This window comes from Salinihabitans flavidus (assembly GCF_900110425.1).
Classification (GTDB): domain Bacteria; phylum Pseudomonadota; class Alphaproteobacteria; order Rhodobacterales; family Rhodobacteraceae; genus Salinihabitans; species Salinihabitans flavidus.
Genome location: NZ_FODS01000010.1, coordinates 1 through 24,631 on the forward strand (window position 1 = coordinate 1; position 24,631 = coordinate 24,631).

Here is a 24,631-nt window from a genome sequence, read left to right on the forward strand (position 1 = left end):
TTTGGTTGCGGGGGTAGGATTTGAACCTACGACCTTCAGGTTATGAGCCTGACGAGCTACCGGGCTGCTCCACCCCGCGTCAGGGTGTTTTGTGAAGAGAGAAACGGGGGGCTTTTCTAGGTTTGGCGGCGACCTACTCTCCCACGTCTTGAGACGCAGTACCATCGGCGCTACGGCACTTAACGACCGGGTTCGGAATGGGACCGGGTGTTTTGCTCGTGCTATGACCACCAAACCGAGGAAAGCCCCCGTTGATTTTTGTCCAAGTCAGTCACTTTTGATGTATGGCTTCTGGATCCGGTATGTCTGTCTTTTACTGGATCAAATCAAGCCTATCGGGCCATTAGTACCGGTCAACTGAACGCATTGCTGCGCTTACATCTCCGGCCTATCGACGTGGTGGTCTACCACGGCCCTCAGGGATACCTTGTTTTGAGGGGGGCTTCCCGCTTAGATGCCTTCAGCGGTTATCCTTTCCGATCATAGCTACCCTGCACTGCGGCTGGCGCCACAACAGGTCCACCAGTGGATCGTTCACCCCGGTCCTCTCGTACTAGGGGCAACTCCTCTCAAGTATCCTACACCCACGGCAGATAGGGACCGAACTGTCTCACGACGTTCTAAACCCAGCTCACGTACCTCTTTAAACGGCGAACAGCCGTACCCTTGGGACCTGCTCCAGCCCCAGGATGAGATGAGCCGACATCGAGGTGCCAAACACTGCCGTCGATATGGACTCTTGGGCAGTATCAGCCTGTTATCCCCGGCGTACCTTTTATCCGTTGAGCGATGGCCCTTCCACTCGGGACCACCGGATCACTATGGCCGTCTTTCGACTCTGCTCGACTTGTCAGTCTCGCAGTCAGGCTGGCTTCTGCCATTGCACTCAACGAGCGATTTCCGACCGCTCTGAGCCAACCTTCGCGCGCCTCCGTTACGCTTTAGGAGGCGACCGCCCCAGTCAAACTACCCGCCACGCAGGGTCCCGGATCCGGATAACGGACCGCGGTTAGACATCAAGAGTGCGAAGGGTGGTATCTCAAGGGAGGCTCCACGGGAACTAGCGTTCCCGTTTCAAAGCCTACCACCTATCCTGCACATCACAATCCTGATGCCAGTGCGAAGCTGTAGTAAAGGTGCACGGGGTCTTTCCGTCTAACCGCGGGAAGCCTGCATCTTGACAGGCAATTCAATTTCGCTGAGTCGATGTTGGAGACAGCGGGGAAGTCGTTACGCCATTCGTGCAGGTCGGAACTTACCCGACAAGGAATTTCGCTACCTTAGGACCGTTATAGTTACGGCCGCCGTTTACCTGGGCTTCAATTCGGAGCTCTCACCCCTCCTTTTAACCTTCAGGCACCGGGCAGGCGTCAGACCCTATACGTCGTCTTGCGACTTCGCAGAGCCCTGTGTTTTTAGTAAACAGTCGCCACCCCCTGGTTTGTGCCCCCGGCCAACACTTGCGTGCAAACCGGGCCTCCTTCTCGCGAACTTACGGAGGTATTTTGCCGAGTTCCTTCAACATCGTTCTCTCAAGCGCCTTGGTATTCTCTACCAGTCCACCTGTGTCGGTTTAGGGTACGGTCTGATGGAGGGCTATTTCCAGGAACCGCTCAGCGGCCCGCCCAATCCGATAAGGGCGAACAACATCCGCGATCCGTCACATCCTCCTGGCCGGGGAATATTAACCCCGTTCCCATCGTCTACGCATTTCTGCCTCGACTTAGGGGCCGGCTTACCCTGCTCAGATTAGCTTTAAGCAGGAACCCTTGGACTTTCGGCGAGAGTGTCTCTCACACTCTTTGTCGCTACTCATGTCATCATTCTCACTGGTGATCTCTCCACCGGATGGCTCACGCCCCGGCTTCACAGAAAGCTCCCGTGCCTCCATTACGTAGGGTGGGTTTGATCCCACCGTCCGCAAAAGAGGCATGGAGCTATGTCACACCACGCTCTGCTACCATGCACTATGTGCATCCTAAGCTTCGGCTCATGGCTTGAGCCCCGTTACATCTTCGCCGCAGGACAACTTGTTTAGACCAGTGAGCTGTTACGCTATCTTTAAAGGATGGCTGCTTCTAAGCCAACCTCCTGGTTGTTTTGGTCGTCCCACCTGCTTTCCCACTTAGCCATGAATTGGGGGCCTTAGCTGTAGGTCAGGGTTGTTTCCCTCTCGACTACGGACGTTAGCATTCGCAGTCTGTCTGCCACCCAGTACTCCCCGGTATTCGGAGTTTGGTTAGGATCAGTAAGCCTGTGGGGCCCCATTACCCATCCAGTGCTCTACCCCCGGGGGTATTCGGATGACGCTCTACCTAAATAGATTTCGCAGAGAACCAGCTATCTCCGAGTTTGATTGGCCTTTCACCCCTAGGCACAACTCATCCCGACCTTTTTCAACAGGTGTGGGTTCGGACCTCCAGCAAGTGTTACCTTGCCTTCATCCTGGTCATGCCTAGATCACTCGGTTTCGGGTCTGATCCCACGAACTCATGCGCCCTATTAAGACTCGCTTTCGCTGCGCCTACACCTAACGGCTTAAGCTTGCTCGTGAGACCAAGTCGATGACCCATTATACAAAAGGTACGCCGTCAGGGCTCAAGGCCCCTCCGACTGATTGTAGGCGTCCGGTTTCAGGTACTGTTTCACTCCCCTCGTCGGGGTGCTTTTCACCTTTCCCTCACGGTACTGGTTCGCTATCGGTCAGTAAGGAGTACTTAGCCTTCGAGGGTGGTCCCCCGATCTTCAGACAGGATTTCACGTGTCCCGCCCTACTTAATGCGTCCCATTGAGCTTCGAATACGGGGCTGTCACCCGCTATGGCCATGCTTTCCAGCATGTTCTTCTCACTCTCAAGGCTCGGCTGGTCCCCGTTCGCTCGCCGCTACTGAGGGAGTATCAATTGATTTCCTTTCCTCCGGGTACTTAGATGTTTCAGTTCCCCGGGTTCGCTCTTAAAACCCTATGTATTCAGGTCTCAAGTACCTGTTTCAGCCCGTTATAAGCAGCCCGAGGGCTATTATAACAAACTGTCAGGTGGGTTGCCCCATTCGGAGATCCTGGGATCAAAGCCTATTCTCGGCTCCCCCAAGCTTATCGCAGAGTATCACGTCCTTCATCGCCTCTTACTGCCTAGGCATCCACCAAACGCCCTTTTCGCGCTTGATTTGATCCAGAAAGAGACAGACACAAACTCATGCCTGTCGTGATCTTGCAGCTGGTCAGCATCAAGATCCTGTTTCCGAACCAAAAGTCATACTTTTCCCGCCCGCTTCATGTCGGTGAAGCGGACAATGAGCAACCTTGCGGCTGCTCGGGTTAGTGTACTTGACTTGGACAACACTGCCTGTTTCGGCCAGGATATGACGACAACACCCAAGGAATGCATGTTGCGCGCCACCGGCCCCGAAGGGCACCGGCAGAGATCGTCACCCACTCGTGACGACCGACAGTGTCGTAATGTTTCTCTCTTCACGATGTTAAATCCGTCCGATTGGACGGCCAAACACTCGAAAGCGCTTGGCGGTCGAATCGTGGGGTTGGTGGAGCCTACCGGGATCGAACCGGTGACCTCCTGAATGCAAATCAGGCGCTCTCCCAGCTGAGCTAAGGCCCCCACTGGCTCCCTCGCGGGAAGTCATGGTGGGTCGAGGAGGACTTGAACCTCCGACCTCACGCTTATCAGGCGTGCGCTCTAACCACCTGAGCTACCGACCCATAGTAACGGGCGGTAGCCCGCATGTCTGATACTGAAGAGATATGAGGACGGCCTGGTCCTGAGTTTGACCAACTTTGTTTGTTGATCTTTGCTAAGTGATCGACGTGAATGGCAAGCCATCCAGCTACGATCATCCTTAGAAAGGAGGTGATCCAGCCGCAGGTTCCCCTACGGCTACCTTGTTACGACTTCACCCCAGTCGCTGATCCTACCGTGGTCCGCTGCCCCCTCCGAAGAGGTTAGCGCACGGCCGTCGGGTAGAACCAACTCCCATGGTGTGACGGGCGGTGTGTACAAGGCCCGGGAACGTATTCACCGTGGCATGCTGTTCCACGATTACTAGCGATTCCGACTTCATGCCGTCGAGTTGCAGACGACAATCCGAACTGAGACAGTTTTTGGGGATTAACCCATTGTCACTGCCATTGTAGCACGTGTGTAGCCCAACCCGTAAGGGCCATGAGGACTTGACGTCATCCACACCTTCCTCCCGCTTATCACGGGCAGTTTCCCTAGAGTGCCCAGCCGAACTGCTGGCAACTAAGGATGTGGGTTGCGCTCGTTGCCGGACTTAACCGAACATCTCACGACACGAGCTGACGACAGCCATGCAGCACCTGTCACTCGGTCTCTTACGAGAAAACCGGATCTCTCCGGCGGTCCGAGGATGTCAAGGGTTGGTAAGGTTCTGCGCGTTGCTTCGAATTAAACCACATGCTCCACCGCTTGTGCGGGCCCCCGTCAATTCCTTTGAGTTTTAATCTTGCGACCGTACTCCCCAGGCGGAATGCTTAATCCGTTAGGTGTGTCACCGAATTGCATGCAACCCGACGACTGGCATTCATCGTTTACGGTGTGGACTACCAGGGTATCTAATCCTGTTTGCTCCCCACACTTTCGCACCTCAGCGTCAGTATCGAGCCAGTGAGCCGCCTTCGCCACTGGTGTTCCTCCGAATATCTACGAATTTCACCTCTACACTCGGAATTCCACTCACCTCTCTCGAACTCAAGACTGGGAGTTTTGGAGGCAGTTCCGGGGTTGAGCCCCGGGATTTCACCCCCAACTTTCCAATCCGCCTACGTGCGCTTTACGCCCAGTAATTCCGAACAACGCTAACCCCCTCCGTATTACCGCGGCTGCTGGCACGGAGTTAGCCGGGGTTTCTTTACCTGCTACCGTCATTATCTTCACAGGCGAAAGAGCTTTACGATCCTAAGACCTTCATCACTCACGCGGCATGGCTAGATCAGGCTTGCGCCCATTGTCTAAGATTCCCCACTGCTGCCTCCCGTAGGAGTCTGGGCCGTGTCTCAGTCCCAGTGTGGCTGATCATCCTCTAAAACCAGCTATAGATCGTAGGCTTGGTAGGCCATTACCCCACCAACTACCTAATCTAACGCGGGCCGATCCTTCTCCGATAAATCTTTCCCCCGAAGGGCGTATGCGGTATTACTCACCGTTTCCAGTGGCTATTCCGCAGAAAAGGGTACGTTCCCACGCGTTACTCACCCGTCCGCCGCTAAGTCCGAAGACTTCGCTCGACTTGCATGTGTTAAGCCTGCCGCCAGCGTTCGTTCTGAGCCAGGATCAAACTCTCAAGTTGAAACGCCCTCGCGGGCGTATCCATGACGTTCGAACCTCTGCACATCGCACCGAGTGGCTAAACCCGGTGCACTCTTCTGTCTGATGCACATCGTCTCCAAAAGAAACGAAGTCCGTCAAACAGTGAAGCTGTTCAATCTCATCATCGGGGCAAAACCCCTAGAGACCCGATATGCAAACGTCCGTCCATCGAAATGAACCAAACCGCCCACATATCTCTTCAGTCATACATCAATGTCAAAAAGCGCAGAGACAAAATCAACCGGAAGCGCCCCAAATCAAACGGCGCAACCCGTATCACCTGCCTCTAAAGTCCTCAACCAGGTCCGCGCCGCCTTGCAGCACCGCGGCCCAGCCGCCCCAACCGCGCCTCTGCGCCGCCGGTGAAGGGGGTTCTAAGGTTACTCACCCAAACCCGCAAGCGGTTTTTTCGCCCGATGTCATCTTTTTTTCATGAACCCGGTTTTTCCCCGAAAAACAGGGGTTTACGCAAATCTCATTGCGCAAACACCGGGTCTTCGCGCAATATTGTTCCGCAGTCTGAAGAGCCCGCGCCGCCCCTTCAGAGTTATCCACAAAGCTACCCACAGACTCACGCGACTCAGGCCGCCTTGCGCTGTGGTTTCGGGGCGAGTCGCATACCCAGAAGCGCCAGAATCGCCGCGAGATAGAGGATCGGTTCCATCTGGAACCCTTTCACCAGCATCAGGAAGTGAACCGCCCCCAGAATCGCCGCCGCGTAGGTCAGCCGATGCAGGCGTCGCCACCCCGCCGGACCCAGACGCCGCACCGATCGGTTGTTCGACGTGATCGCCAGCGGAACGAGCAACGCGAATCCGGCCATCCCGATGGTGATATAGGGACGCTTGAGAATATCGGCCCAGATCTGTGCCGGAATCTGCACGTCCAGCACCAGCCAGACCAGCAGATGCACGCAGACATAAAAGAACGCCGCCAACCCAAGCGCGCGGCGGAACTTCAACAGGTTGATTCCGGCAAACCGGCGCAGCGGCGTGATCGCCAGACCCAGCACCAGCAGTTGCAGCGCCGCCTCCCCCATCGCGTGTTCCATCGCCTTGACCGGATCGACGCCCAGCCCCCCGGTCAGCCCACGATAGAAAAGCCATGCGGGATAAAGCGCGGCAAGCGGATAGAACGGCCACGCCGGCACCCGCCGCAGCGCCCCGTTGATCCGGTCGCGCATCACGCCCCGCAGCATCCCCCACCCGCCTGCACCGGCGGACAGGGCACCGTGCCATAGGAGCAAAACACGCAGCAATCACCCGGCTTTGGCCGAAGAACAACGCCGCAGCCGGGGCATTCGAGGAAGAACTGGCACGCATCGCCCGGCATCTCGAACCGTGCGGTGTGCCCGCACCGGGGGCAGGTCAGATCGCTGTGATACTGCATGGCTCAGAAATGCTCCCGCAGGTCCATTCCCTCATAAAGCGCGGCAACCTCCGATTCATACCCGTTGAACATGAGCGTCGGCTTGCGCTTGGCGAAGAACCCGCCACCGATGGTCCGTTCGGACGCCTGGCTCCAGCGGGGATGATCCACCTCGGGATTCACATTGCTATAGAACCCGTATTCGCGCGGATTTGACGTGTTCCAGCTCGTCGGCGGCTGCGTATCGGTCAGTGTGATCCGCACCACGGACTTGATCGACTTGAACCCGTATTTCCACGGCACGACGAGCCGCAGCGGCGCGCCGTTCTGGTTCGGGATCGGGCGGTCATAGATGCCTGTTGCCATGATGGTCAGCGGATGCACCGCTTCATCGAGGCGCAGCCCCTCCACATAGGGCCAGTCAAGCACCGGAAAGCGCACGCCCGGCATCTCGTCCGGGCGCAGCACGGTCTCGAAGGCGACGTATTTCGCGCCCTCCTTCACCCCCGCCATGTCCAGAAGATCGGCCAGCTCGAACCCGTTCCACGGCACAACCATCGACCACGCCTCGACACAGCGGAAGCGATAGATGCGCTCCTCCATCGTCATCGCCTGCATGATCTCGTCAAAGCCATAGGCGCCGGGGCGCTCCACCATCCCGTCGATAGTCACGCTCCACGGCTCCGTCGTCAGGCGGTGGGCCTTTTCGGCCGGATCGTCCTTGCCGGTGCCGAACTCGTAGTAGTTGTTGTATTGGGTTATCACGTCCCAATCATCGGGCTCAGGCGTGGTGGCCCGCGCCCCGCCCGCCATCGCGACCAGCCCCGCGCCCGCCATCCCCGCCATGATCTGCCGGCGATTGAGAAACCCCGCCTCGGGCGTCGCATCCGCCCGTGTCAGGTCATTGATCCAGCGTCCGGCCATGTGTCACCTTGTTTGTCACCCGTGCAGAGGAGTTTAGGGCGAAACAGGGCAAAGCCCAAATGCCACCCGATCACGATGACGTGGAAACCGTCGCGCCCGAATAGATCCTGTCCATCGGTTCGGACCGGCCATTGGCCTGCACAAGGCGCACATGGCGACGGCCGAGCTTGCGCGGCTCGCTGACGCCGACGGAATGGGCGATGGTCTCCACCTCCGAGATGATGGACCGCGCATAATTGGCAACGCGGCGATATTTGCTCTCCACCACCAGCCCCTTTTGCAGGCGCGGGTCATGCGTTGTCACCCCGGTGGGGCAGGTGTTGCGGTTGCATTTCATCGCCTGAATACAGCCAAGCGCGAACATGAACCCGCGTGCGGTGGTGACGAAATCAGCCCCCGCCGCAATCGCCCAGGCCACGTCACCGGGGTTGATCAGCTTGCCGCTGGCAATGATGCGGATACGATCGTGAAGGCCGAACGCGTCGCGCAGATCGACGACAAGCGGCACCGCCTCGCGGATCGGCATCCCGACAAGATCCATCAACGGCATGGGCGCCGCCCCGGTGCCGCCCTCTCCGCCATCGATGGTGATGAAATCCGGGGCCGATTGCGGGCCGCGCCGGGTGATCGTCTCGAACAGCGACCGAAACGGGCCTTCGCTGCCCACCACGAGCTTGATCCCCACCGGCTTTCCCGTGACCTCGCGCACATGCGCCACCATGTCGAGAAGCGCGTCGAAATCGTCGATCTCAAGGTGACGGTTGGGCGAGAGGGCATCCTGCCCCACGCGCAGACCCCGGATGGCCGCGATCTCCTCCGTCACCTTGGCGCCGGGAAGGATGCCGCCCTTGCCGGGTTTCGCGCCCTGCGACAGCTTGATCTCGAACATGCGCACGGCCTCATGCGCCGCCACCGCCTCAAGCCGCTCATCGCTGAGCGTGCCTTGCGCGTCGCGCACGCCGAATTTCGCGGTGCCGATCTGGAAGACAAGATCGCACCCCCCTTCAAGATGAAAGGACGACAACCCCCCTTCCCCGGTGTTGAGCCAGATACCCGCCTCTTTCGCACCCCGGCTCAGCGCCTGCACCGCCGGTTTCGAAATCGCGCCATAGCTCATGCCGGACACGTTGAAGATGCTTTGAGCCTTATAGGGCACGCGCGCACCCGGCCCGATAATCAGCGGCTCGGAGCTCGCGAACTCGTCGTTGAGCGGCGGGAACGGGTCGTTGACGAAAATCGCCGTGCCCACCACGCCAAGATTGCGGGTGGAACCGAAGGCCACCATGTTCCCCTTGCCCCGCCCCGCGCGATCCACCCACTCCCGCTGCGCCCGGTTGAACGGAAGCTCCTCGCGGTCCATGGCAAAGAAATACTGCCGGAAGAATTCCCCCAGTGTGGAAAACAGATGCCGGAACCGCCCGATCACAGGATAGTTGCGCCGGATCGCATCGCCGGTCTGGGACCGATCGATCACGAACAGCACCAGCAGCGCCAGCACGGCAAGCCCGATCAGCACCACGAAGATCAGGGCAAGGGCCTCGGCAATGGTGAACGCGCTCAGCATTTCTCCTCCCTTTTCTCATATGCCGCATGGATTAAATTTGCTGAATGTGTCAACCTTGCGGGCAAGCATTGTCACCATAGGGGGGAAGCCCATGAAAATCCTAGCCGCAATCGTTACCGCCGCCACGCTCGCCACCGGCGCCGCCGTGGCCGAAGAGGCGCGCACCTACACCACCGACACCGCCTATGAGGATGTAGCGTTCGGGGTGGAAAACGCCATCACCAATCAGGGCCTTGTGATCGACCACGTAAGCCATGTGGGCGACATGCTCGAACGCACGAAGGGCGATGTCGGCTCTGACGTGACGCTCTATCTGAATGCGAAGGTCTTTACCTTCTGCTCGGCGCAGGTCTCCCGCGAGGTGATGGAGGCCGATCCGATGAACCTGCAATACTGCCCCTATGGCATCTTCGTCATGCAGACCGCCGAGAACCCCGACGAAACGGTGGTCGGCTATCGCGTCATGCCCGAAGGTCCGATGAAAAAGGTCGAGAAAATGCTCGACGAGATCGTGCAATCCGCGCTGGAATTCTGAACCGCGCACCTTGATCCGACATCAGAAAGGCCCGCCATCTCTGGCGGGCCTTTCGTTTTTCTGCCGATGTGGTGCTAGTGGACGACCGCATCGTCTGGCCGCGGGCGATCCGAGTTGGCCACGCGGTCCCCGATGATGAGCCCGTCAACCCCGGCCGTCACCGGAATCGTCTCTCCATCGCGGATGTCACCGGCCAGCAGCATCTCGGCCAGCGGATTCTGCAACGCGGTCTGGATCACCCTTCTGAGCGGACGCGCCCCGAAGACCGGGGAATAGCCCTCGTTGGCCAGCCATTCCTTGGCCGCGTCGTCCACCTCGATGTGGATCTTCCGCGCCGCGAGCCGCTTGCGCAGCAGGCCAAGCTGGATGTCCACGATGCCGCCCATGTCCTCGCGGCCCAGCCGGTCGAAGATGATCGTCTCATCCAGCCGGTTGAGGAACTCGGGCCGGAAATGGGCCTGCACGGCCTCCATCACCTCGGCCTTGGCCTGGTCGGAATCGGCCCCCTCGGGCAGACGGCTGAGCGCCTGGCTGCCAAGGTTGGAGGTCAGAACGATCAGCGTCTGCTTGAAATCGACACGGTGGCCCTGACCGTCGGTCAGCACACCGTCATCGAGAACCTGCAACAGGACGTTGAACACATCCGGGTGCGCCTTTTCCACCTCGTCGAACAACACGACCTGATAGGGCCTGCGCCGCACGGCCTCGGTCAGAACGCCGCCCTCGTCATAGCCGACATAGCCCGGAGGCGCACCGATCAGGCGCGAGACAGAGTGCTTTTCCATGAACTCCGACATGTCGATACGCACCATCGCGTCCTCGTCGTCGAACAGGAATTCCGCCAACGCCTTGGTCAGCTCCGTCTTGCCGACGCCGGTGGGGCCAAGGAACAGGAAAGAGCCCAGCGGGCGGTTCTCATCCTGAAGCCCCGCACGCGCCCGGCGCACCGCATTGGCCACCGCGCGCACGGCGGTGTGTTGACCGATGACGCGCTTGTGCAGCCCGTCTTCCATCCGCAGAAGCTTGTCGCGCTCGCCTTCGAGCATCTTCGCCGTCGGAATCCCGGTCCAGCGTTCCACGACCTGCGCGATCTGCTCGGGGCGTACGGCCTCTTCGACCATCACGCCATCGTCTTCCTGCTTCTCGGCCTCGGAAAGCTGCTTTTCAAGCTGCGGGATGATGCCATAGCTGAGCTCTCCCGCGCGGGTCAGATTGCCCTCGCGCTTGGCGATGTCGAGATCGGCGCGCGCCCGGTCAAGCTGCTCCTTGAGCTCACGCGCAGAGGCGAGCTTGTCGCGCTCGGCCTGCCATTGCGCGGTCATCTCGGCGGATTTCTCCTGCAACTCCGAAAGCTCCCGCTCCAGCGTCTCAAGCCGGTCACGCGATGCCGCGTCATCCTCCTTGCGCAGGGCCTCGGCCTCGATCTGCTTTTGCAGGATGTCACGATCCAGCGCGTCAAGCTCTTCGGGCTTGCTGTCCACTTCCATGCGCAGACGGCTGGCCGCCTCGTCCATCAGGTCGATGGCCTTGTCCGGCAGGAAACGGTCGGTGATATAGCGGTTCGACAATGTCGCCGCCGCCACCAGCGCGGAGTCGGAGATGCGCACCCCGTGGTGAAGCTCGTATTTCTCCTTGATCCCGCGCAGGATGGAAATCGTGTCCTCCACCGTCGGCTCGTCCACCATCAGCGGCTGGAACCGGCGGGCAAGGGCCGCGTCCTTCTCGACATACTTGCGATACTCATCAAGCGTCGTCGCACCGATGCAATGCAACTCCCCGCGCGCCAGTGCCGGCTTGATCAGGTTGGCGGCATCCATCGCGCCATCCGACTTGCCCGCACCGACAAGGGTGTGCATCTCGTCGATGAAAAGGATGACCTCACCGGCGGCGGCCTCGATCTCCTTCAGGATCGCCTTGAGACGCTCCTCGAACTCGCCGCGGTATTTCGCCCCGGCGATGAGCGCGCCCATGTCAAGCGCCATCAGCCGCTTGTTGCGCAGCGATTCGGGCACGTCGCCATCAATGATCCGAAGCGCGAGGCCCTCGGCGATGGCGGTCTTGCCCACGCCGGGATCGCCGATCAGAACCGGGTTGTTCTTGGTCCGGCGGCTCAGAACCTGCATGGCGCGGCGGATTTCCTCGTCGCGGCCGATGATCGGGTCAATCTTGCCCTCGCGTGCCGCCTGCGTCAGGTCGTGCGCATATTTCTTCAACGCGTCATACCCTTCCTCGGCACTGGCGCTGTCGGCGGTGCGGCCCTTGCGAATGTCGTTGATCGCCTCGTTGAGCTTCTGCGCGGACACGGCACCGGCCTCCAGCGCCTCTTTCGCGCCGCTCTTGACCATGACCAGCGCCATCAGGATACGCTCCACCGGCACGAAACTGTCGCCCGCCTTCTGGGCGACCTTCTCGGCCTCGGTCAGAACCTTCACAGTGGCATTGTCGAGATAGGGCTGACCGGAATCGCCGGTCACCTGCGGGATCTTCCGCATCGCCGCCTCCAGCGCCTCGACTACGCGCTCCGGCGCGCCGCCAGCGCTCTTGATCAGGTTGGACGCCAGCCCCTGATCGTCGTCCATCACTGCCTTGAGGATATGCTCGGGCACCATCCGTTGATGGTTCTCGCGCATCGCGATCGTCTGGGCCGCCTGGATGAAACCACGCGACCGTTCCGTGAACTTGCTCAAGTCCATAGAAATTCTCCTTTACACAAGCGTTACCCCGGTTGCGCACCCAGCGTTAGGCGTGCGGCGTTCGGGAACCTTGCAAATGAAATGGGTAACGGCGCTGTGAGGTTCAAGACAGAAGAGAAGATTTCTTCGGCGAAGCGGACCGCAGTTGCGCGCCAAGGCCTTGCCATGGCGCAATATTCCAGTTTCCCTCCGAGGTCGGCGATGTGCATCCACGCAAGGCGCCCACCGCGACCGGGGCGCCTACCCCCTGCCCCGCCGTTCGCCGACATCGCCCGTCCACCAGGCGCGTTTGAGCCCCTGATAAACCGCGATCTCGCTGCCTTCGGGGATATCCTCCAACGCTTCGCGGGGATACATCAGGCTCTCGCCGACACGGCCGTTCCGTTCGCGCCATGTCAGCCGGTAGCGGTACTTCTTGTTCACCTGGGTATTCGTGCGCTTGAGCCCTGTGACCGTAGCGGTCTCGCGCCTGCCAAAGCGCCGCGCCCGCACCGCCGCCACCGCACCGTGACCCGAATACCAAAGCATCCCCAGCGTCAGCGCCCCGAACCCAAGCGAAAGCATTTGCAGAAGGTTCGCACTCGCCTGCTTTTCATTCTCCGACATGGCGACGGTGTCCGGGTCGCTTGGCAGATACCATACCGGCAGCGTATCGCCCTCCGCGACCGACGAGTAGATGCCGCGCTTCACACTGCGCCGGACGTTCATGACACGGTTTTCCCGGGTCTCGAAGCGCAGGGACAGGTAGTAGGTGGTTGACCTGTTGCCGTCGCTGTCACGACTGGTGGTGGTGGACCGTTCCATGACCGTGGCCGTGGCGGTGCGGCCCTCGGTCTCGAACCGTTTCGCCAAGGTGCTTTCGCGACTGCCGATCAGGGTCAGGATCACGGCCACAGCGGCGAAGATGAGCGTGAACCACCCGCCCATCCGGAGAAACAGGCGCCAGATCGGCACCGGTTCGGTTCTCGCAACACGCGCCATAGCCGAACGCTGCCACAGGCCGGGGCCGCGTTCAAGTCTGGCGTCCCGACGCGCCCTTGACGGCGCCGGGCCGCGGGGCAACAAGGGGCCACCCCGACAGCAAGGAGAGCCCCGAATGTCCGATGACCGCCTGATCGTCGCCCTCGATGTGCCCAACGCATTGGCCGGGCTGAAACTGGCCGAGGAGATCGGCGATGCCGTGTCCTTCTACAAGATCGGGCTCGGGATGTTGACCGGTGGCGGGCTGGCGCTGGCCAATGAACTCGCCCAGGAGCACGGCAAGCGCATCTTTCTCGACATGAAGCTGTTCGACATCGGCGCGACGGTGGAGACGGCGGTGCGCGGGCTGGCGCAGTTCGATCTCGATTTCCTGACGGTGCATGGCGATCCGCATGTGGTGCGCGCCGCCCGCGAAGGGGCGGCCGGCACGGACCTGAAGATCCTCGCCGTGACGATTCTCACCTCGCTCGACCGCGGCGATCTCGACGACAGCCTGATAAAGCCGGGCGCGATGGCCGATCTGGTCTGCGAACGCGCGGGGCGTGCCTTCGGGGCCGGGGCGCACGGGGTGATCGCCTCGCCGCAGGAAGCGGCGATGATCCGCGCCCTGCCGGAGGCGGAGGGCCGGCTCATCGTGACACCCGGCGTGCGCCCCACAGGTGCGGCGCCCGGCGATCAGAAGCGCATCGCCACCCCCGCAGAGGCCATCTCCGGCGGGGCCGATCATATCGTCGTGGGCCGTCCGGTCTGGACCGCCGAACACCCCCGCAAGGCCGCGCAGGCGATTCTCGAAGAGCTGCGCCGGGTTTGACCGGAACCGGCGGTGTCCTGGCGGGGCGCCTTGCGGCGCTCTCTTTCATCATTGCGCTCGGGCCGCGCAGGCCCAGGGGCTCTGCCCCGGACCCCGGGATATTTGTCCCGAGAAGATGCACAAGGGTTTGTTAACCCGAATCGATATTTCATGAGGGCGCGGAACAGGCTGGGAAGCCGATGACCGCCCGAGGAGACGCCGCCCCATCCGGCCCGTAAGCATCGGCGCAGTGCCGACCGGCGTGACCGGATGGGGCGCACGCGCCGCTCAGGCAATCAGTCCCTGCTTGCGAAACAGTGCCCTGAGGTCGGTTTCGGGCCGCGCGCCGAAATGGGTGATCACCTCCGCCGCCGCAACGCAGCCCATCCGGCCCGCTTGCTCCAGCGGCGCCCCGGTGGCCATGCCGTAAAGGAACCCGGCGGCGAACTGATCGCCCGCGCCGGTGGCATCGACGGGGATGATTTCGCGCACCGGCACGACCGCTTCCTCGTCGCCCTGCACCAGCACGACATCATGGCCCGAACGTGTGCAGACCACCAGCCCGCTGTCCTGTGCCGCCTGTTCCAGCGCCGTGCTCAGATCGGTCTGGTAGAGCGATTCCCATTCGTGCTGATTGCCGATCACGTAATCGAGATCCTTGACCAGCCGCCGGAAATCCGCGCGGTGGCGATCCACGCAGAACGGATCGGACAGCGCGATCCCGGCCTTTCCGCCCGCCTCGCGGCACAGGCGCGCCGCCCGTTCGAACGCCGCCTTGCCCTTGGGCTTGTCGTAAAGATACCCCTCCAGGAACAGGATCGCCGCCTGCCCCGCCACCTCGTCGGCGACATCGTCGGGCCCCAGTTCCGAGGAAATCCCGAGATAGGTGTTCATCGACCGCTCGCCATCGGGCGAGACGAAGATCATCGACCGCGAGGTGGGCAATTCGCCCCACGCCACCGGCGGGTTCACGAAATCGGTGCCGCCCGCCGCCATTTCATCGGCATAGAACCGGCCCAGCGCATCGTCGTGCACCCGCCCGATGAAGGCCGTGGACAGCCCAAGGTTGCCCAGCCCGGCCAGCGTGTTGGCGACCGACCCGCCCGGCGCCTGCCAGCGGTCCTCCATCGCGCCATAGAGCATCTCGCCGCGGTCCTGATCGACCAGTTGCATGATGCCCTTGCCGATTCCCATACGCTCCAGAAAGGCGTCATCGGCCTGGCTGATGACATCGACGATGGCGTTGCCTATTCCGACAACCTGATAGGTGCTCATAGAGTCTTGTCCTCGAATTCACAGAGATCCCGGATCACGCAGGTCGCGCAAAGCGGCTTGCGCGCCTTGCAGACATAGCGCCCGTGCAGGATCATCCAGTGATGGGCGTGACGTTGAAACTCGACCGGGACATGATCCTCGATCGCGTGCTCCACCGCCACCACGTCCTTGCCCGGACACACGCCCGAGCGATTGCCGAAACGGAAGATATGGGTATCGACCGCCTGCGCCGGATACTGCCACCACATGTTCAGAACAACGTTGGCGGTCTTGCGCCCCACGCCGGGCAGGCTTTGCAGCGCGGCGCGCGAGGAGGGCACCTCGCCGCCATACTCCTGCGCGAGAATGCGCGAGAGCTTCATGACGTTTTTCGCCTTGTTGCGGTAAAGGCCGATCGTCCTGATGTGCTCGGTCAGCCGCTCTTCGCCCAGCGCCAGCATCCTGTCCGGCGTATCGGCGACCGCGAAAAGGGCGCGCGTGGCCTTGTTCACCCCCGTATCCGTGGCCTGCGCCGACAGCGCCACCGCCACCAGAAGCGTAAAGGCGTTCACATGCTCAAGCTCGCCCTTCGGTTCCGGCTCCGCCGCCTGAAACCGGGTAAAGATCTCGCGGATCGTGTGATAATCGAGCTGCCGGGCCATGAGGACGGATATGCCCGCATTTTTCCCTATGCGCAACATTCGGGTCGCCGGGCGCCGCGCGGCGCGGTAAACCTGTGCCGGTAAAGCGATGGAACGGTCCCGATGACACTCGACACCCCTGATCAAGGCTATCACTACCACGTCATGCGCCGCGCGATCGAGTTGATCGACCGGGGCGGAGAGGCGATGCCGCTGGAGGAACTGGCGCACGAGATGAACATGAGTCCCGCGCATTTTCAGCGCGTCTTCTCCCGCTGGGCCGGGGTCTCTCCCAAGCGGTTTCAGCAGTATCTCGCCCTTGGCCACGCCAAGCGGCTGTTGCAGGATCGGTTCACCACGCTGGAGGCGAGCCACGCCCTCGGCCTGTCGGGCAGCGGGCGGCTGCACGATCTCTTTCTGCGGTGGGAGGCGATGAGTCCGGGGGAGTTTGCCCGCCGCGGTGCCGGGCTGACCGTTCGCCATGGCTGGTTCGACGGGCCCTTCGGCCAGACGCTCGCCATGGGCACCGACCGCGGGCTTTGCGGGCTGGCCTTCGCCGAGGAGACGGGGCCGGAGGCCGCCTTCGCCGACATGACCGCCCGCTGGCCAATGGCGCGCTTCACCCACGACCCGGAATCTGTTCGCGGCTGGGTCGAGGCGGCGTTTGCCCAGAAGGGCGAGGCACGGCTGCACATGATCGGCACACCGATGCAGATCAAGGTCTGGGAGGCGCTGATGCGCATCCCCTCGGGTCATGTCAGCACCTATTCGGAAATCGCGCAGGCGGTGGGAAACCCGCGCGCCGTGCGGGCGGTGGGCACCGCCATCGGCCGCAACCCGGTGAGCTTTCTGATCCCCTGCCACCGGGCCCTGCGCAAGTCGGGCGGGCTTGGCGGCTATCACTGGGGCCTGCCGGTCAAACGCGCCATTCTCGCCTATGAATCGGCCCGCGCGGCGGGTTGAGGCCATGGCCCGCACCGGCGAAATGCTGCCGATGCCCCCTTGTTGCCGCACGCCATAGGGCGCAGACTGTGCGGAACGGATTAAATGATCCGGACAGACCCGAGATCCAGCAACAAGGCATGACAATGATGATCCGAACACACCACTCTCTGGCCATTGCGCTGACCGCGGCCATCACCCTTGGCGCCTGCACCGACCCCGGACAGGTCGGCGCCGACAACCGGACTCAGCAAGGCGCGCTTCTCGGCGGGGCGCTCGGCGCCGCGGCGGGTCTGTTCTCCACGGATGACAAGGCCAAGGGCGCGCTTGTGGGCGGTGCGCTTGGCGCGGCCGGAGGGGCCATCATCGGCAGCCAGCTCGACAAGCAGGAGGCGGATCTGCGCCGCCAGATGGACAATGACGACGTCGTGATCAACAACACCGGCGACCGCCTGATCGTCACAATGGCGCAGGACATCCTCTTTGCCACCGACAGCTTTACGGTCCGCCCGGATCTGCGTCGCGACCTTGGCGCGCTTTCGACCAACCTGCGGAACTACCCCAACTCCCGGATTCAGGTGCTCGGCCATACCGACAACACCGGATCGGCGGCGTATAACCAGCAACTCTCCGAACGCCGCGCGGGCGCGGTGGCCAATGTGCTGCTCGACAACGGGGTGTCCAACTCGCGCATCCGCACCATCGGCCGCGGCGAGGATCAGCCCGTGGCCACCAACCTGACCGTCGAAGGCCGGGCGCAGAACCGGCGGGTGGAAATCGTGATCCTGCCGAACAGCGGCTGATCGCGGACGTCGGCAAACCGTCGCAACGTCATCGAACCGGCGCACAGCCCTTGTGCGCCGGTTTGCATTTGCCGGGCAGCATGCGCCGCCTAGGTTCTGTCCCAACCGCATGTACGGCGCCCGACCCCAACGATGAAGGGAGATTCGCATGACCACCCGATTGATTGGCCTCTCCGGTTCGCTGCGCGGCGGGTCCACCAACCGCAAGCTGCTGCGCGAGGCCGCGCGCCTCTTCGGCGAGGCCGACTATACCGAGGCCGATCTCGACCTGCCGCTCTACAATGGTGACAACGAGGACCGCGACGGCGTGCCCGGGGTAGTCATCACGCTCGCCAAACAGATTCGCGATGCCGACGCGGTGCTGATCTCCACACCCGAATACAACAGCGGCATTTCCGGCGTGATGAAGAATGCGCTCGACTGGATCAGCCGCACGGATGTGAAACCCTGGTCCGGCAAACCCGTCGCCGTGATGAGCGCCGCTGCGGGCCGCGCGGGCGGCGTGCGCGGGCAAAGCATGCTGCGCCACTGCATGACCCCCTTTCGCGTGCGCCTTGTGCCGGGGCCGGAGATCGGCGTGGCCGATGCCCGCAACCAGTTCGACGAGGGCGGCCGCCTGACCTCCGATCTCTATCAGAAGTCTCTTGGCGACCTGATGCAGGCGCTGCGCCGGGAAATCGAGCGCGGCGCCTGACCGAACGCACCGGGGCGCTGCCCCGGACCCCGAGGTATTTGGACCGGGAAGATGCGGCAGAGGGCATGACCCTTTCTCTGTTCCGAAAATACTCGAAAAAGCAACGCGCGCCGCGTTCACTACGGCCCGAGACGGCGCGGCGCCGTTTCTGGCACCGACGTAATACCGACGCGATACCGACGTTTTACCGCATTGGGTTTTCGTTCAAAATCAGCCCGTTAACACATGATTCGCGCTTTCCCTTGCACAGCCCCTCCCGATGGGGGAAAACAGGATTGATAAGGCCCGGGAAAACGGAAAGCCCATGTCGGAGATGATCTGTGTCGGAGCCATCGCAGGCGCCTACGGCGTCAACGGCGAAGTACGCCTCAAGAGCTTCACGGCGCAGGCCGAGGCCATCGCCGACTACGCCCCGCTCAGCACCGAGGACGGGGCGCGCGAGTTCTCTGTCACCGTCACGCGGGCGATCAAGAACGGCCTCGCCGTGCGCCTGTCCGGCGTGGACACGAAGGAAGAGGCCGATGCCCTGCGCGGGACCCGGCTTTATGCCCCGAGGGCGCGGCTTCCCGAACTGCCCGAGGACGAATTTTACCATGCCGATCTGATCGGTCTGGAGGTGCGCGACACCGGCGGAACGCTTCTCGGGCATGTGAAATCCGTGCAGAATCATGGCTCTGCGGATCTTCTGGAAATTCACGGGCCGGGGTTGAAGACCACCGTTTTGCTGCCCTTCACACGCGAGGCCGTGCCGCTGGTGGATCTCTCGCAAGGCCGGATCGTGGCAGATCCGCCCGACGGACTCTTGTAGTCTTGCAGGGGGCGCGGGATATCCGATGACCGGCCCGATCGTGGTCCACGCCGGGTTTCACAAGACCGGCACCACCACGGTTCAGGCGACCCTGCGCGCCAACCGCACCGCGCTTCTGCCGCATCTGGCGATCTGGATGCGCCCCCGGCTTCGACCCACCGTTCTTGCTGCCCGTGGTTTTTCCACATGGCGCGACGCGCCCTCGCGAGCCAAGCTGGCAATCCGGCTGACAGAGCTGACCGAGACGCTTCCGGGCCTGAAATCGCGCGGTCTGATCCTCTCGGCCGAGGAATTGTCCGGCCACATGCCTGGCCGCCCCGGCATCGACGACTACAGCGCCGTCCCGATCCTGATGTCAGAGATTGCGGGTGCCCTGCAAAACCGCTTTCCGCTCTCCGATCTGCATATCGTTTTCACCACCCGCGCGGCGGCGGACTGGCTTCCAAGCAGCTATTGGGAACATGTGAAATCCTCTTCCCTGACAGAGAGTTACGAGGCGTTCGCCGCACGCTTGCCACGGGCCGCGGACTTCGCCCCTGTCGTTGAGAAGACCGCCCGCGCCGTGGCCCCCGCCTCTGTTCATGCGCTGCCGCCGACAAGCGATCACCCCCTTGGCCACGCTGGTGACATTCTGCGGTTCTTCGATCTTCCGGCGGGGCTTGAGCTGCAAGCGGTTCCGCCCGCCAACACCCGCCCGCCGCAGCCCGTGCTCGATCAGCTTCTGACGATCAACCGCACCGTCCACGACCCTGCCGCGCGCCGCGACGCCAAGCGCGCGCTGCTGTCCGGCTCCCCTTCCGCGCTGCCGCAAAACCGTCTAGGAGAGCGGCCATGACCGACGCACCCCGATCCCATGGCCGAAAATCCATTGCCGCCTCGCTCAAGCCGCGCGAGTTGATGGAGCAGAACCCCGCGCTTTCCGGGGTCTGGGCGGCGCGAGTCATCACGCTGTTTCCGCAGGCGTTTCCCGGCGTTCTGGGAGAGAGCCTGACCGGGAAGGCCCTGAAAGACGGCAAATGGCAGCTTCACACCACCGATCTGCGCAACTTCGGCATCGGCCGGCACCGTAATGTCGATGACACACCGGCGGGCGGCGGCGCGGGCATGGTGCTGCGCGCCGATGTTCTTGGCCCCGCGATCGAGACCGCCATGCGCGGCGCGCAGGGGCGCTGGCCGCTTGTCTACCTGAGCCCGCGCGGGCGTCGCTTCGATCAGGCGATGGCGCACGACTGGGCCCGCGCCGATGGCGTGATGCTGCTCTGCGGCCGGTTTGAGGGCGTGGATCAGCGCGTGCTCGATCACTACGGAATCGAGGAGGTGAGCCTTGGTGATTTCGTCCTGACCGGCGGCGAGATCGCGGCGCAGGCAATGGTCGACGCAACCGTGCGCCTCTTGCCCGGCGTGCTCGGCAATGCGGCCTCGACCGAAGATGAAAGCCATTCCAACGGGTTGCTGGAGCATCCGCAATATACACGCCCCGCCGAATGGATGGGGCGCGCGATTCCCGACGTGCTCATGTCCGGCCACCACGCGGAAATCGCCCGCTGGCGGCGCGAGAACGCGGAGGCGCTCACCCGTGCCCGGCGTCCCGACATGTGGAAGGCCTACTGCGAGGCGCAGGACAAGGGCTGATCACTGCCCCAGCGCCTGCCCCAGATCAGCCCGCAGATCGCCCGCATCCTCAATCCCGATGGACAGCCGCAGCAGGTTCTCGGGGATGCCTGTATGCGGCTCTATCGTGTGGCGATGCTCCACGAGGCTTTCCACCCCGCCAAGCGATGTCGCCCGGTGAAAGAGGTTGAGCCGCCCGGCCACCCGCAGCGCGTCCTCGCGCCCGCCCTTCACCAGAACGGAGAGGAGATAGCCAAATCCCCCCGTCATCTGTCGTGCGGCCAGATCGTGCCCCGGATGCGACGGCAGGCCCGGATAAAGCACAGCGGCAACGCCCGGATGATCGTCGAGATACTCCGCCAGCGCCTGCGCGGTCTGGCACATCCGCTCCACCCGCAGCGGCAGCGTGCGCATCCCGCGCACCAGAAGCCACGCCTCAAACGGGCCCATCACCGCGCCTGCCCCGTCGCGGTCATCGCGTATCTCATCCCAAAGCGCGCCCGGTGTCCGGCAACTGAGCACCCCGCCAAGCACATCCGTATGCCCGTTGATCGCCTTGGTCGCCGAATGCATCACGATGTCGGCGCCAAGGGCGAGCGGATGCGACAGGATCGGCGTGGCGGCGGTGCTATCGACAACAAGCGCAGCGCCTGCCGCATGGGCCAGATCCGCGGCCGCCGCGATGTCCACGGTGCGCAGCCACGGGTTCGATGGCGTCTCGACAAAGACAAGGGACACCGGCCCCGCCTCGCAAGCGGCCCGAAGCGCGCCGGTATCGCTCGCCTCCACCTCCTCGAGCACGATCTCCCGCCGGGCACAGAACGCGCGTACCCATTTCGTCGTGCCCCAGTAGATGCCCGATTGCAGCAGCACCCGTCCACCATTGGGCACGGTGCGCATCACCGCCGCGATGGCCGCCATACCAGACGGAAAAACAAGGCTATCGGCCGCCCTTTCCAGCCCGCAGAGCACCTTTTCAGCCACACGAACCGCATCGTTGTGATAGCGCAGATAGGTGTTGTCGGGGTTCACAAGCTCATAGTCTCGATCGCGCGCGAAGGTTGTGGATGGCTGTATGGGTGGCACCACCGCACCGCTTTGCGGATCGACCGCGCCCGCCGCCTGCGCCGCCAGCGTCGCCGGTTTCCAGTCACTCTGCGCCATCGACTCTGCCCTTCCTGTCTGACAGGGCGACAAAACCGCCTTGCGCCACGTCCCGCAAGCGAAAAAATCCGACCTTTTGCGGAGGCGTCGCCCCGTGCGGTGCCTGTCGCACTGTCGCTTCCCCTATTGCTCCCCACAACATATAGTGTGAATAAGGCAGGCATGGTCAAACCGGGTCCGGGGCGGAGCCCGGACAGGAGAGTAGGCAGATGGCGCATATCATTGTCGTGGGCAACGAAAAGGGTGGCGCGGGAAAATCCACCATGTCGATGCACATTGCGACCGCCCTGGCCCGCATGGGGCACAAGGTCGGTGTGCTCGATCTCGACCTGCGGCAACGCACTCTGGGCCGCTATCTTGAAAACAGAAGCCGATTTCTGGAAAACTCCGGCCTCGATCTGCCGGGCGCCCACTTTAGCGACCTGCCAGAGGTCGATCCCGAAACCGTCCAGCCCGGCGAGAACATCTATGACTTGCGCCTGTCCGCCGCCGTCGCCGCGCTGGAGCCGCAGACCGATTTCATCCTGATCGACTGCCCCGGATCGCACACGCGGCTGAGCCAGGTGGCCCATTCGCTCGCCGATACGCTCATCACACCGCTGAACGACAGCTTCGTGGATTTTGATCTTCTGGCGCGGATCGACAGCGACGGCGACCGGATCATCGGCCCGTCGGTCTATTCCGAGATGGTGTGGAACGCGCGGCAGCTTCGCGCACAGGCGGGCCTGCGCCCGATCGACTGGATCGTGATGCGCAACCGGCTTGGCGCGCAGGCGATGGTCAACAAGGAGAAGATGGGCCGCGCCCTCGACCGGCTGGCCAAGCGGATCGGCTTTCGCGTGGTCCCCGGATTCAACGAACGTGTGGTATTCCGCGAATTGTTCCCGCGCGGGCTGACCCTTCTCGATCTGAAGGATATCGGGGTGAAGCAGCTCAACCTGTCCAACATCGCCGCCCGGCAGGAATTGCGCGATCTGGTCAGGGCGCTGAACCTGCCCGGCGTGACGGTGGATTTCTAGGCGGACGTCCCACCCTGTCAGAGCGTATCGAACTTCCGCGCAAGTTTCGCGTCAAGCGTGCTCAGCCCGTCGACGTCATGGGTGCTGAGCGTCACCTCCACCCGGTTGAAGACATTGAACCATTCGGGGTGATGGTTCCATTTCTCCGCCCAGATCGCCGCCCGGGTCATCCATGAAAACGCATCGACGAAGTTGTCGAACTTGTAGGTCTTGGTGATCGCATCGCGCCCTTCGACCAGCGACCATCCGGTATCGAACAGCGGCTTGAGAAGCGGCCCGCGGGTTTCCTCGCTCAGTTTCTCGGTCATTCGTGATCCTCCTGATTGGTGTTTCGGAACGGCCCCCACGCGGTGAGAACCTCGATATCCTGAGACACGGCCTCTCGCTCGGCCTCCAGATAGCGCGCAACCGCATCGGCAAACCCGGCGTCCGCCATCCAGTGCAGCGAATGCGTCTCCACCGGCAGATAGCCGCGCGCCAGCTTGTGTTCGCCCTGCGCGCCCGCCTCGACGCGGCTCAATCCGTGGCGGATCGCCCAGTCGATCGCCTGATAGTAACACAGTTCGAAATGCAGGCAGGGATGATGCTCGATACAGCCCCAATATCGGCCATAAAGCACATCGCGCCCGATCAGGTTCATCGCGCCCGCCACCGGGCGCCCGTCTCGCTCTGCAAGCACCAACAGGATGTCGTCGCGCAGTCGCTCGTGCGCGATGTCGAAAAAGGCCCGGCTGAGATATGGGGTGCCCCATTTTCGCGCGCCGGTATCCTGATAGAACCGCCACATCGCGTCCCAGTGTTCCGGCGTGATCTCCGCCCCGGTGTAGCACCGTATCGTGCCGCCGAAGTCCTGCGCCTGCGCGCGTTCCCGGCGGATATTCTTGCGCTTGCGCGAACTCAGCGAGGCGAGGAATGCATCGAAATCCGCGTAGTCGCGGTTCTGCCAGTGAAACTGCTGCCCCGTGCGATGCAAAAGCCCCATCGCGCGGCCCGCCTCGGCCTCTTGCGGCGTGCAATAGGTGGCGTGCAGTGAACTCAGCCCGTTGTCGGAGGCGATCTGAACCGCCCCCTGCACCAGCGCCGCGACGCCCATCTCCTCGTATTCCGGCCGGGTGAGGAATCGCCGCCCGGCAACCGGGGTGAAGGGCACGGCGATCTGAAGTTTCGGATAATACCGCCCGCCCGCGCGCTCATAGGCATAGGCCCAGTTGTGATCGAAGACGTATTCGCCCTGACTGTGGGACTTGGCGTATAGCGGTGCGCAGGCGATACTCACCCCCTCTTCCCGCGCCACGAGATAGCGCGGCTGCCACCCTGTGCCCGGACCGACAGAGCCGCTTTCCTCCAGCGCACTCAGAAACCGATAGGTTGTGAAGGGATCGTCCGGCCGCCCGCCATCCGCGGCCTCGGGACAGGCGCAGGCATCCCATTCGGCCGCGTCGATACCGCCGAGCGAAGGGTGGCTCTCGATCTCGATCTGCTTTTCCATGCCTGTC

Annotated in this window: 20 protein-coding genes, 3 tRNA genes and 3 rRNA genes; 9 read left to right on the forward strand and 17 right to left on the reverse strand. The window is 62.5% G+C overall.

The features are described from left to right. Positions 1 to 2: 2 nt before the first annotated feature. From BMW66_RS09660 to BMW66_RS09705, 10 genes are all read right to left on the reverse strand, one after another. Positions 3 to 79: transfer RNA gene (locus tag BMW66_RS09660), tRNA-Met, on the reverse strand. Positions 80 to 120: 41 nt separating this feature from the next. Beyond that, a 5S ribosomal RNA gene (gene rrf / locus BMW66_RS09665) occupies positions 121 to 235 on the reverse strand. 87 nt (positions 236 to 322) lie between these two features. Next, a 23S ribosomal RNA gene (locus BMW66_RS09670) occupies positions 323 to 3,168 on the reverse strand. A gap of 372 nt (positions 3,169 to 3,540) precedes the next feature. Beyond that, positions 3,541 to 3,616: transfer RNA gene (locus tag BMW66_RS09675), tRNA-Ala, on the reverse strand. 24 nt (positions 3,617 to 3,640) lie between these two features. Further along, a tRNA-Ile gene (locus BMW66_RS09680) sits at positions 3,641 to 3,717 on the reverse strand. A gap of 141 nt (positions 3,718 to 3,858) precedes the next feature. Beyond that, positions 3,859 to 5,324 (reverse strand): 16S ribosomal RNA (locus BMW66_RS09685). The 16S, 23S and 5S rRNA genes sit together here with 3 tRNA genes alongside, the layout of an rRNA operon. A 600-nt stretch (positions 5,325 to 5,924) precedes the next feature. After that, positions 5,925 to 6,542, reverse strand: coding sequence for a protein-methionine-sulfoxide reductase heme-binding subunit MsrQ (gene msrQ, locus BMW66_RS09690; protein WP_245729431.1), 618 nt, complete (start codon positions 6,540 to 6,542; stop codon positions 5,925 to 5,927). Further along, positions 6,527 to 6,733 (reverse strand): GDCCVxC domain-containing (seleno)protein, encoded by a 207-nt coding sequence (locus tag BMW66_RS20590; RefSeq protein ID WP_093117903.1) that lies wholly within the window; start codon positions 6,731 to 6,733, stop codon positions 6,527 to 6,529. The genes msrQ and BMW66_RS20590 overlap by 16 nt, the downstream gene beginning before the upstream one ends. A gap of 3 nt (positions 6,734 to 6,736) precedes the next feature. Continuing rightward, on the reverse strand, positions 6,737 to 7,636 hold the full coding sequence (gene msrP, locus BMW66_RS09700) for a protein-methionine-sulfoxide reductase catalytic subunit MsrP (RefSeq protein WP_093117905.1): 900 nt from the start codon (positions 7,634 to 7,636) through the stop codon (positions 6,737 to 6,739). 70 nt (positions 7,637 to 7,706) lie between these two features. Further along, positions 7,707 to 9,200 carry an FMN-binding glutamate synthase family protein gene (locus BMW66_RS09705; protein ID WP_093117907.1) on the reverse strand — a complete coding sequence of 498 codons (1,494 nt, stop codon included), beginning with the start codon at positions 9,198 to 9,200 and terminating at the stop codon, positions 7,707 to 7,709. Positions 9,201 to 9,291: 91 nt separating this feature from the next. Here BMW66_RS09705 and BMW66_RS09710 point away from each other — a divergent pair, with 91 nt between their 5' ends. After that, on the forward strand, positions 9,292 to 9,735 hold the full coding sequence (locus tag BMW66_RS09710) for a DUF302 domain-containing protein (protein ID WP_093117909.1): 444 nt from the start codon (positions 9,292 to 9,294) through the stop codon (positions 9,733 to 9,735). Positions 9,736 to 9,809: 74 nt separating this feature from the next. Here the strand turns inward: BMW66_RS09710 and clpB are convergent, their stop codons facing one another. Both clpB and BMW66_RS09720 read right to left on the reverse strand, forming a co-directional pair. Continuing rightward, complete coding sequence (gene clpB / locus BMW66_RS09715) at positions 9,810 to 12,428, reverse strand: ATP-dependent chaperone ClpB (protein WP_093117911.1); 2,619 nt, start codon at positions 12,426 to 12,428, stop codon at positions 9,810 to 9,812. A 240-nt stretch (positions 12,429 to 12,668) separates the two neighbouring features. Next, positions 12,669 to 13,409 (reverse strand): DUF3592 domain-containing protein, encoded by a 741-nt coding sequence (locus BMW66_RS09720; RefSeq protein WP_093117913.1) that lies wholly within the window; start codon positions 13,407 to 13,409, stop codon positions 12,669 to 12,671. A 115-nt stretch (positions 13,410 to 13,524) separates the two neighbouring features. Here BMW66_RS09720 and pyrF point away from each other — a divergent pair, with 115 nt between their 5' ends. After that, on the forward strand, positions 13,525 to 14,220 hold the full coding sequence (gene pyrF, locus BMW66_RS09725; protein WP_093117915.1) for an orotidine-5'-phosphate decarboxylase: 696 nt from the start codon (positions 13,525 to 13,527) through the stop codon (positions 14,218 to 14,220). 267 nt (positions 14,221 to 14,487) lie between these two features. Here pyrF and BMW66_RS09730 read toward each other — a convergent pair whose 3' ends face one another. Continuing rightward, a complete protein-coding gene (locus BMW66_RS09730) occupies positions 14,488 to 15,474 on the reverse strand; it encodes an adenosine kinase (protein WP_093117917.1) in 987 nt (328 codons plus the stop codon). Continuing rightward, a complete protein-coding gene (nth, locus tag BMW66_RS09735; RefSeq protein ID WP_093117919.1) occupies positions 15,471 to 16,115 on the reverse strand; it encodes an endonuclease III in 645 nt (214 codons plus the stop codon). Before nth ends, BMW66_RS09730 begins: the two co-directional genes overlap by 4 nt. Positions 16,116 to 16,217: 102 nt before the next feature. On the opposite strand from nth, the gene BMW66_RS09740 reads away from it, so the two are divergent. From BMW66_RS09740 to trmD, 6 genes are all read left to right on the forward strand, one after another. Next, entirely contained in the window at positions 16,218 to 17,057 is an 840-nt protein-coding gene (locus tag BMW66_RS09740) for a methylated-DNA--[protein]-cysteine S-methyltransferase (protein ID WP_093117921.1), read from the forward strand. Between the two features lie 128 nt (positions 17,058 to 17,185). After that, positions 17,186 to 17,839, forward strand: coding sequence for a YiaD family glycine zipper/OmpA-like lipoprotein (locus BMW66_RS20755; protein WP_093118083.1), 654 nt, complete (start codon positions 17,186 to 17,188; stop codon positions 17,837 to 17,839). 148 nt (positions 17,840 to 17,987) lie between these two features. Next, a complete protein-coding gene (locus tag BMW66_RS09750; protein WP_093117923.1) occupies positions 17,988 to 18,533 on the forward strand; it encodes an NADPH-dependent FMN reductase in 546 nt (181 codons plus the stop codon). A gap of 304 nt (positions 18,534 to 18,837) precedes the next feature. Further along, a complete protein-coding gene (rimM, locus tag BMW66_RS09755) occupies positions 18,838 to 19,341 on the forward strand; it encodes a ribosome maturation factor RimM (protein ID WP_093118085.1) in 504 nt (167 codons plus the stop codon). Positions 19,342 to 19,366: 25 nt separating this feature from the next. Then, a complete protein-coding gene (locus BMW66_RS09760) occupies positions 19,367 to 20,176 on the forward strand; it encodes a hypothetical protein (RefSeq protein ID WP_093117925.1) in 810 nt (269 codons plus the stop codon). Continuing rightward, positions 20,173 to 20,973 carry a tRNA (guanosine(37)-N1)-methyltransferase TrmD gene (gene trmD, locus BMW66_RS09765; RefSeq protein WP_093117927.1) on the forward strand — a complete coding sequence of 267 codons (801 nt, stop codon included), beginning with the start codon at positions 20,173 to 20,175 and terminating at the stop codon, positions 20,971 to 20,973. Before BMW66_RS09760 ends, trmD begins: the two co-directional genes overlap by 4 nt. Here the strand turns inward: trmD and BMW66_RS09770 are convergent, their stop codons facing one another. Continuing rightward, positions 20,974 to 22,116: a trans-sulfuration enzyme family protein gene (locus tag BMW66_RS09770; RefSeq protein ID WP_093117929.1), complete on the reverse strand. Its 1,143-nt coding sequence runs from the start codon at positions 22,114 to 22,116 to the stop codon at positions 20,974 to 20,976. It abuts the gene before it with no gap. A gap of 209 nt (positions 22,117 to 22,325) precedes the next feature. On the opposite strand from BMW66_RS09770, the gene BMW66_RS09775 reads away from it, so the two are divergent. Continuing rightward, positions 22,326 to 23,135, forward strand: a complete 810-nt coding sequence (locus BMW66_RS09775) for a division plane positioning ATPase MipZ (RefSeq protein WP_093117931.1) — start codon at positions 22,326 to 22,328, stop codon at positions 23,133 to 23,135. 17 nt (positions 23,136 to 23,152) lie between these two features. On the opposite strand, the gene BMW66_RS09780 is transcribed toward BMW66_RS09775, so the two are convergent. Together BMW66_RS09780 and BMW66_RS09785 are read right to left on the reverse strand one after the other, a co-directional pair. After that, complete coding sequence (locus tag BMW66_RS09780; RefSeq protein WP_093117933.1) at positions 23,153 to 23,443, reverse strand: 4a-hydroxytetrahydrobiopterin dehydratase; 291 nt, start codon at positions 23,441 to 23,443, stop codon at positions 23,153 to 23,155. Beyond that, on the reverse strand, positions 23,440 to 24,624 hold the full coding sequence (locus BMW66_RS09785) for a GNAT family N-acetyltransferase (RefSeq protein ID WP_093117935.1): 1,185 nt from the start codon (positions 24,622 to 24,624) through the stop codon (positions 23,440 to 23,442). Before BMW66_RS09785 ends, BMW66_RS09780 begins: the two co-directional genes overlap by 4 nt. Positions 24,625 to 24,631: the final 7 nt, after the last annotated feature.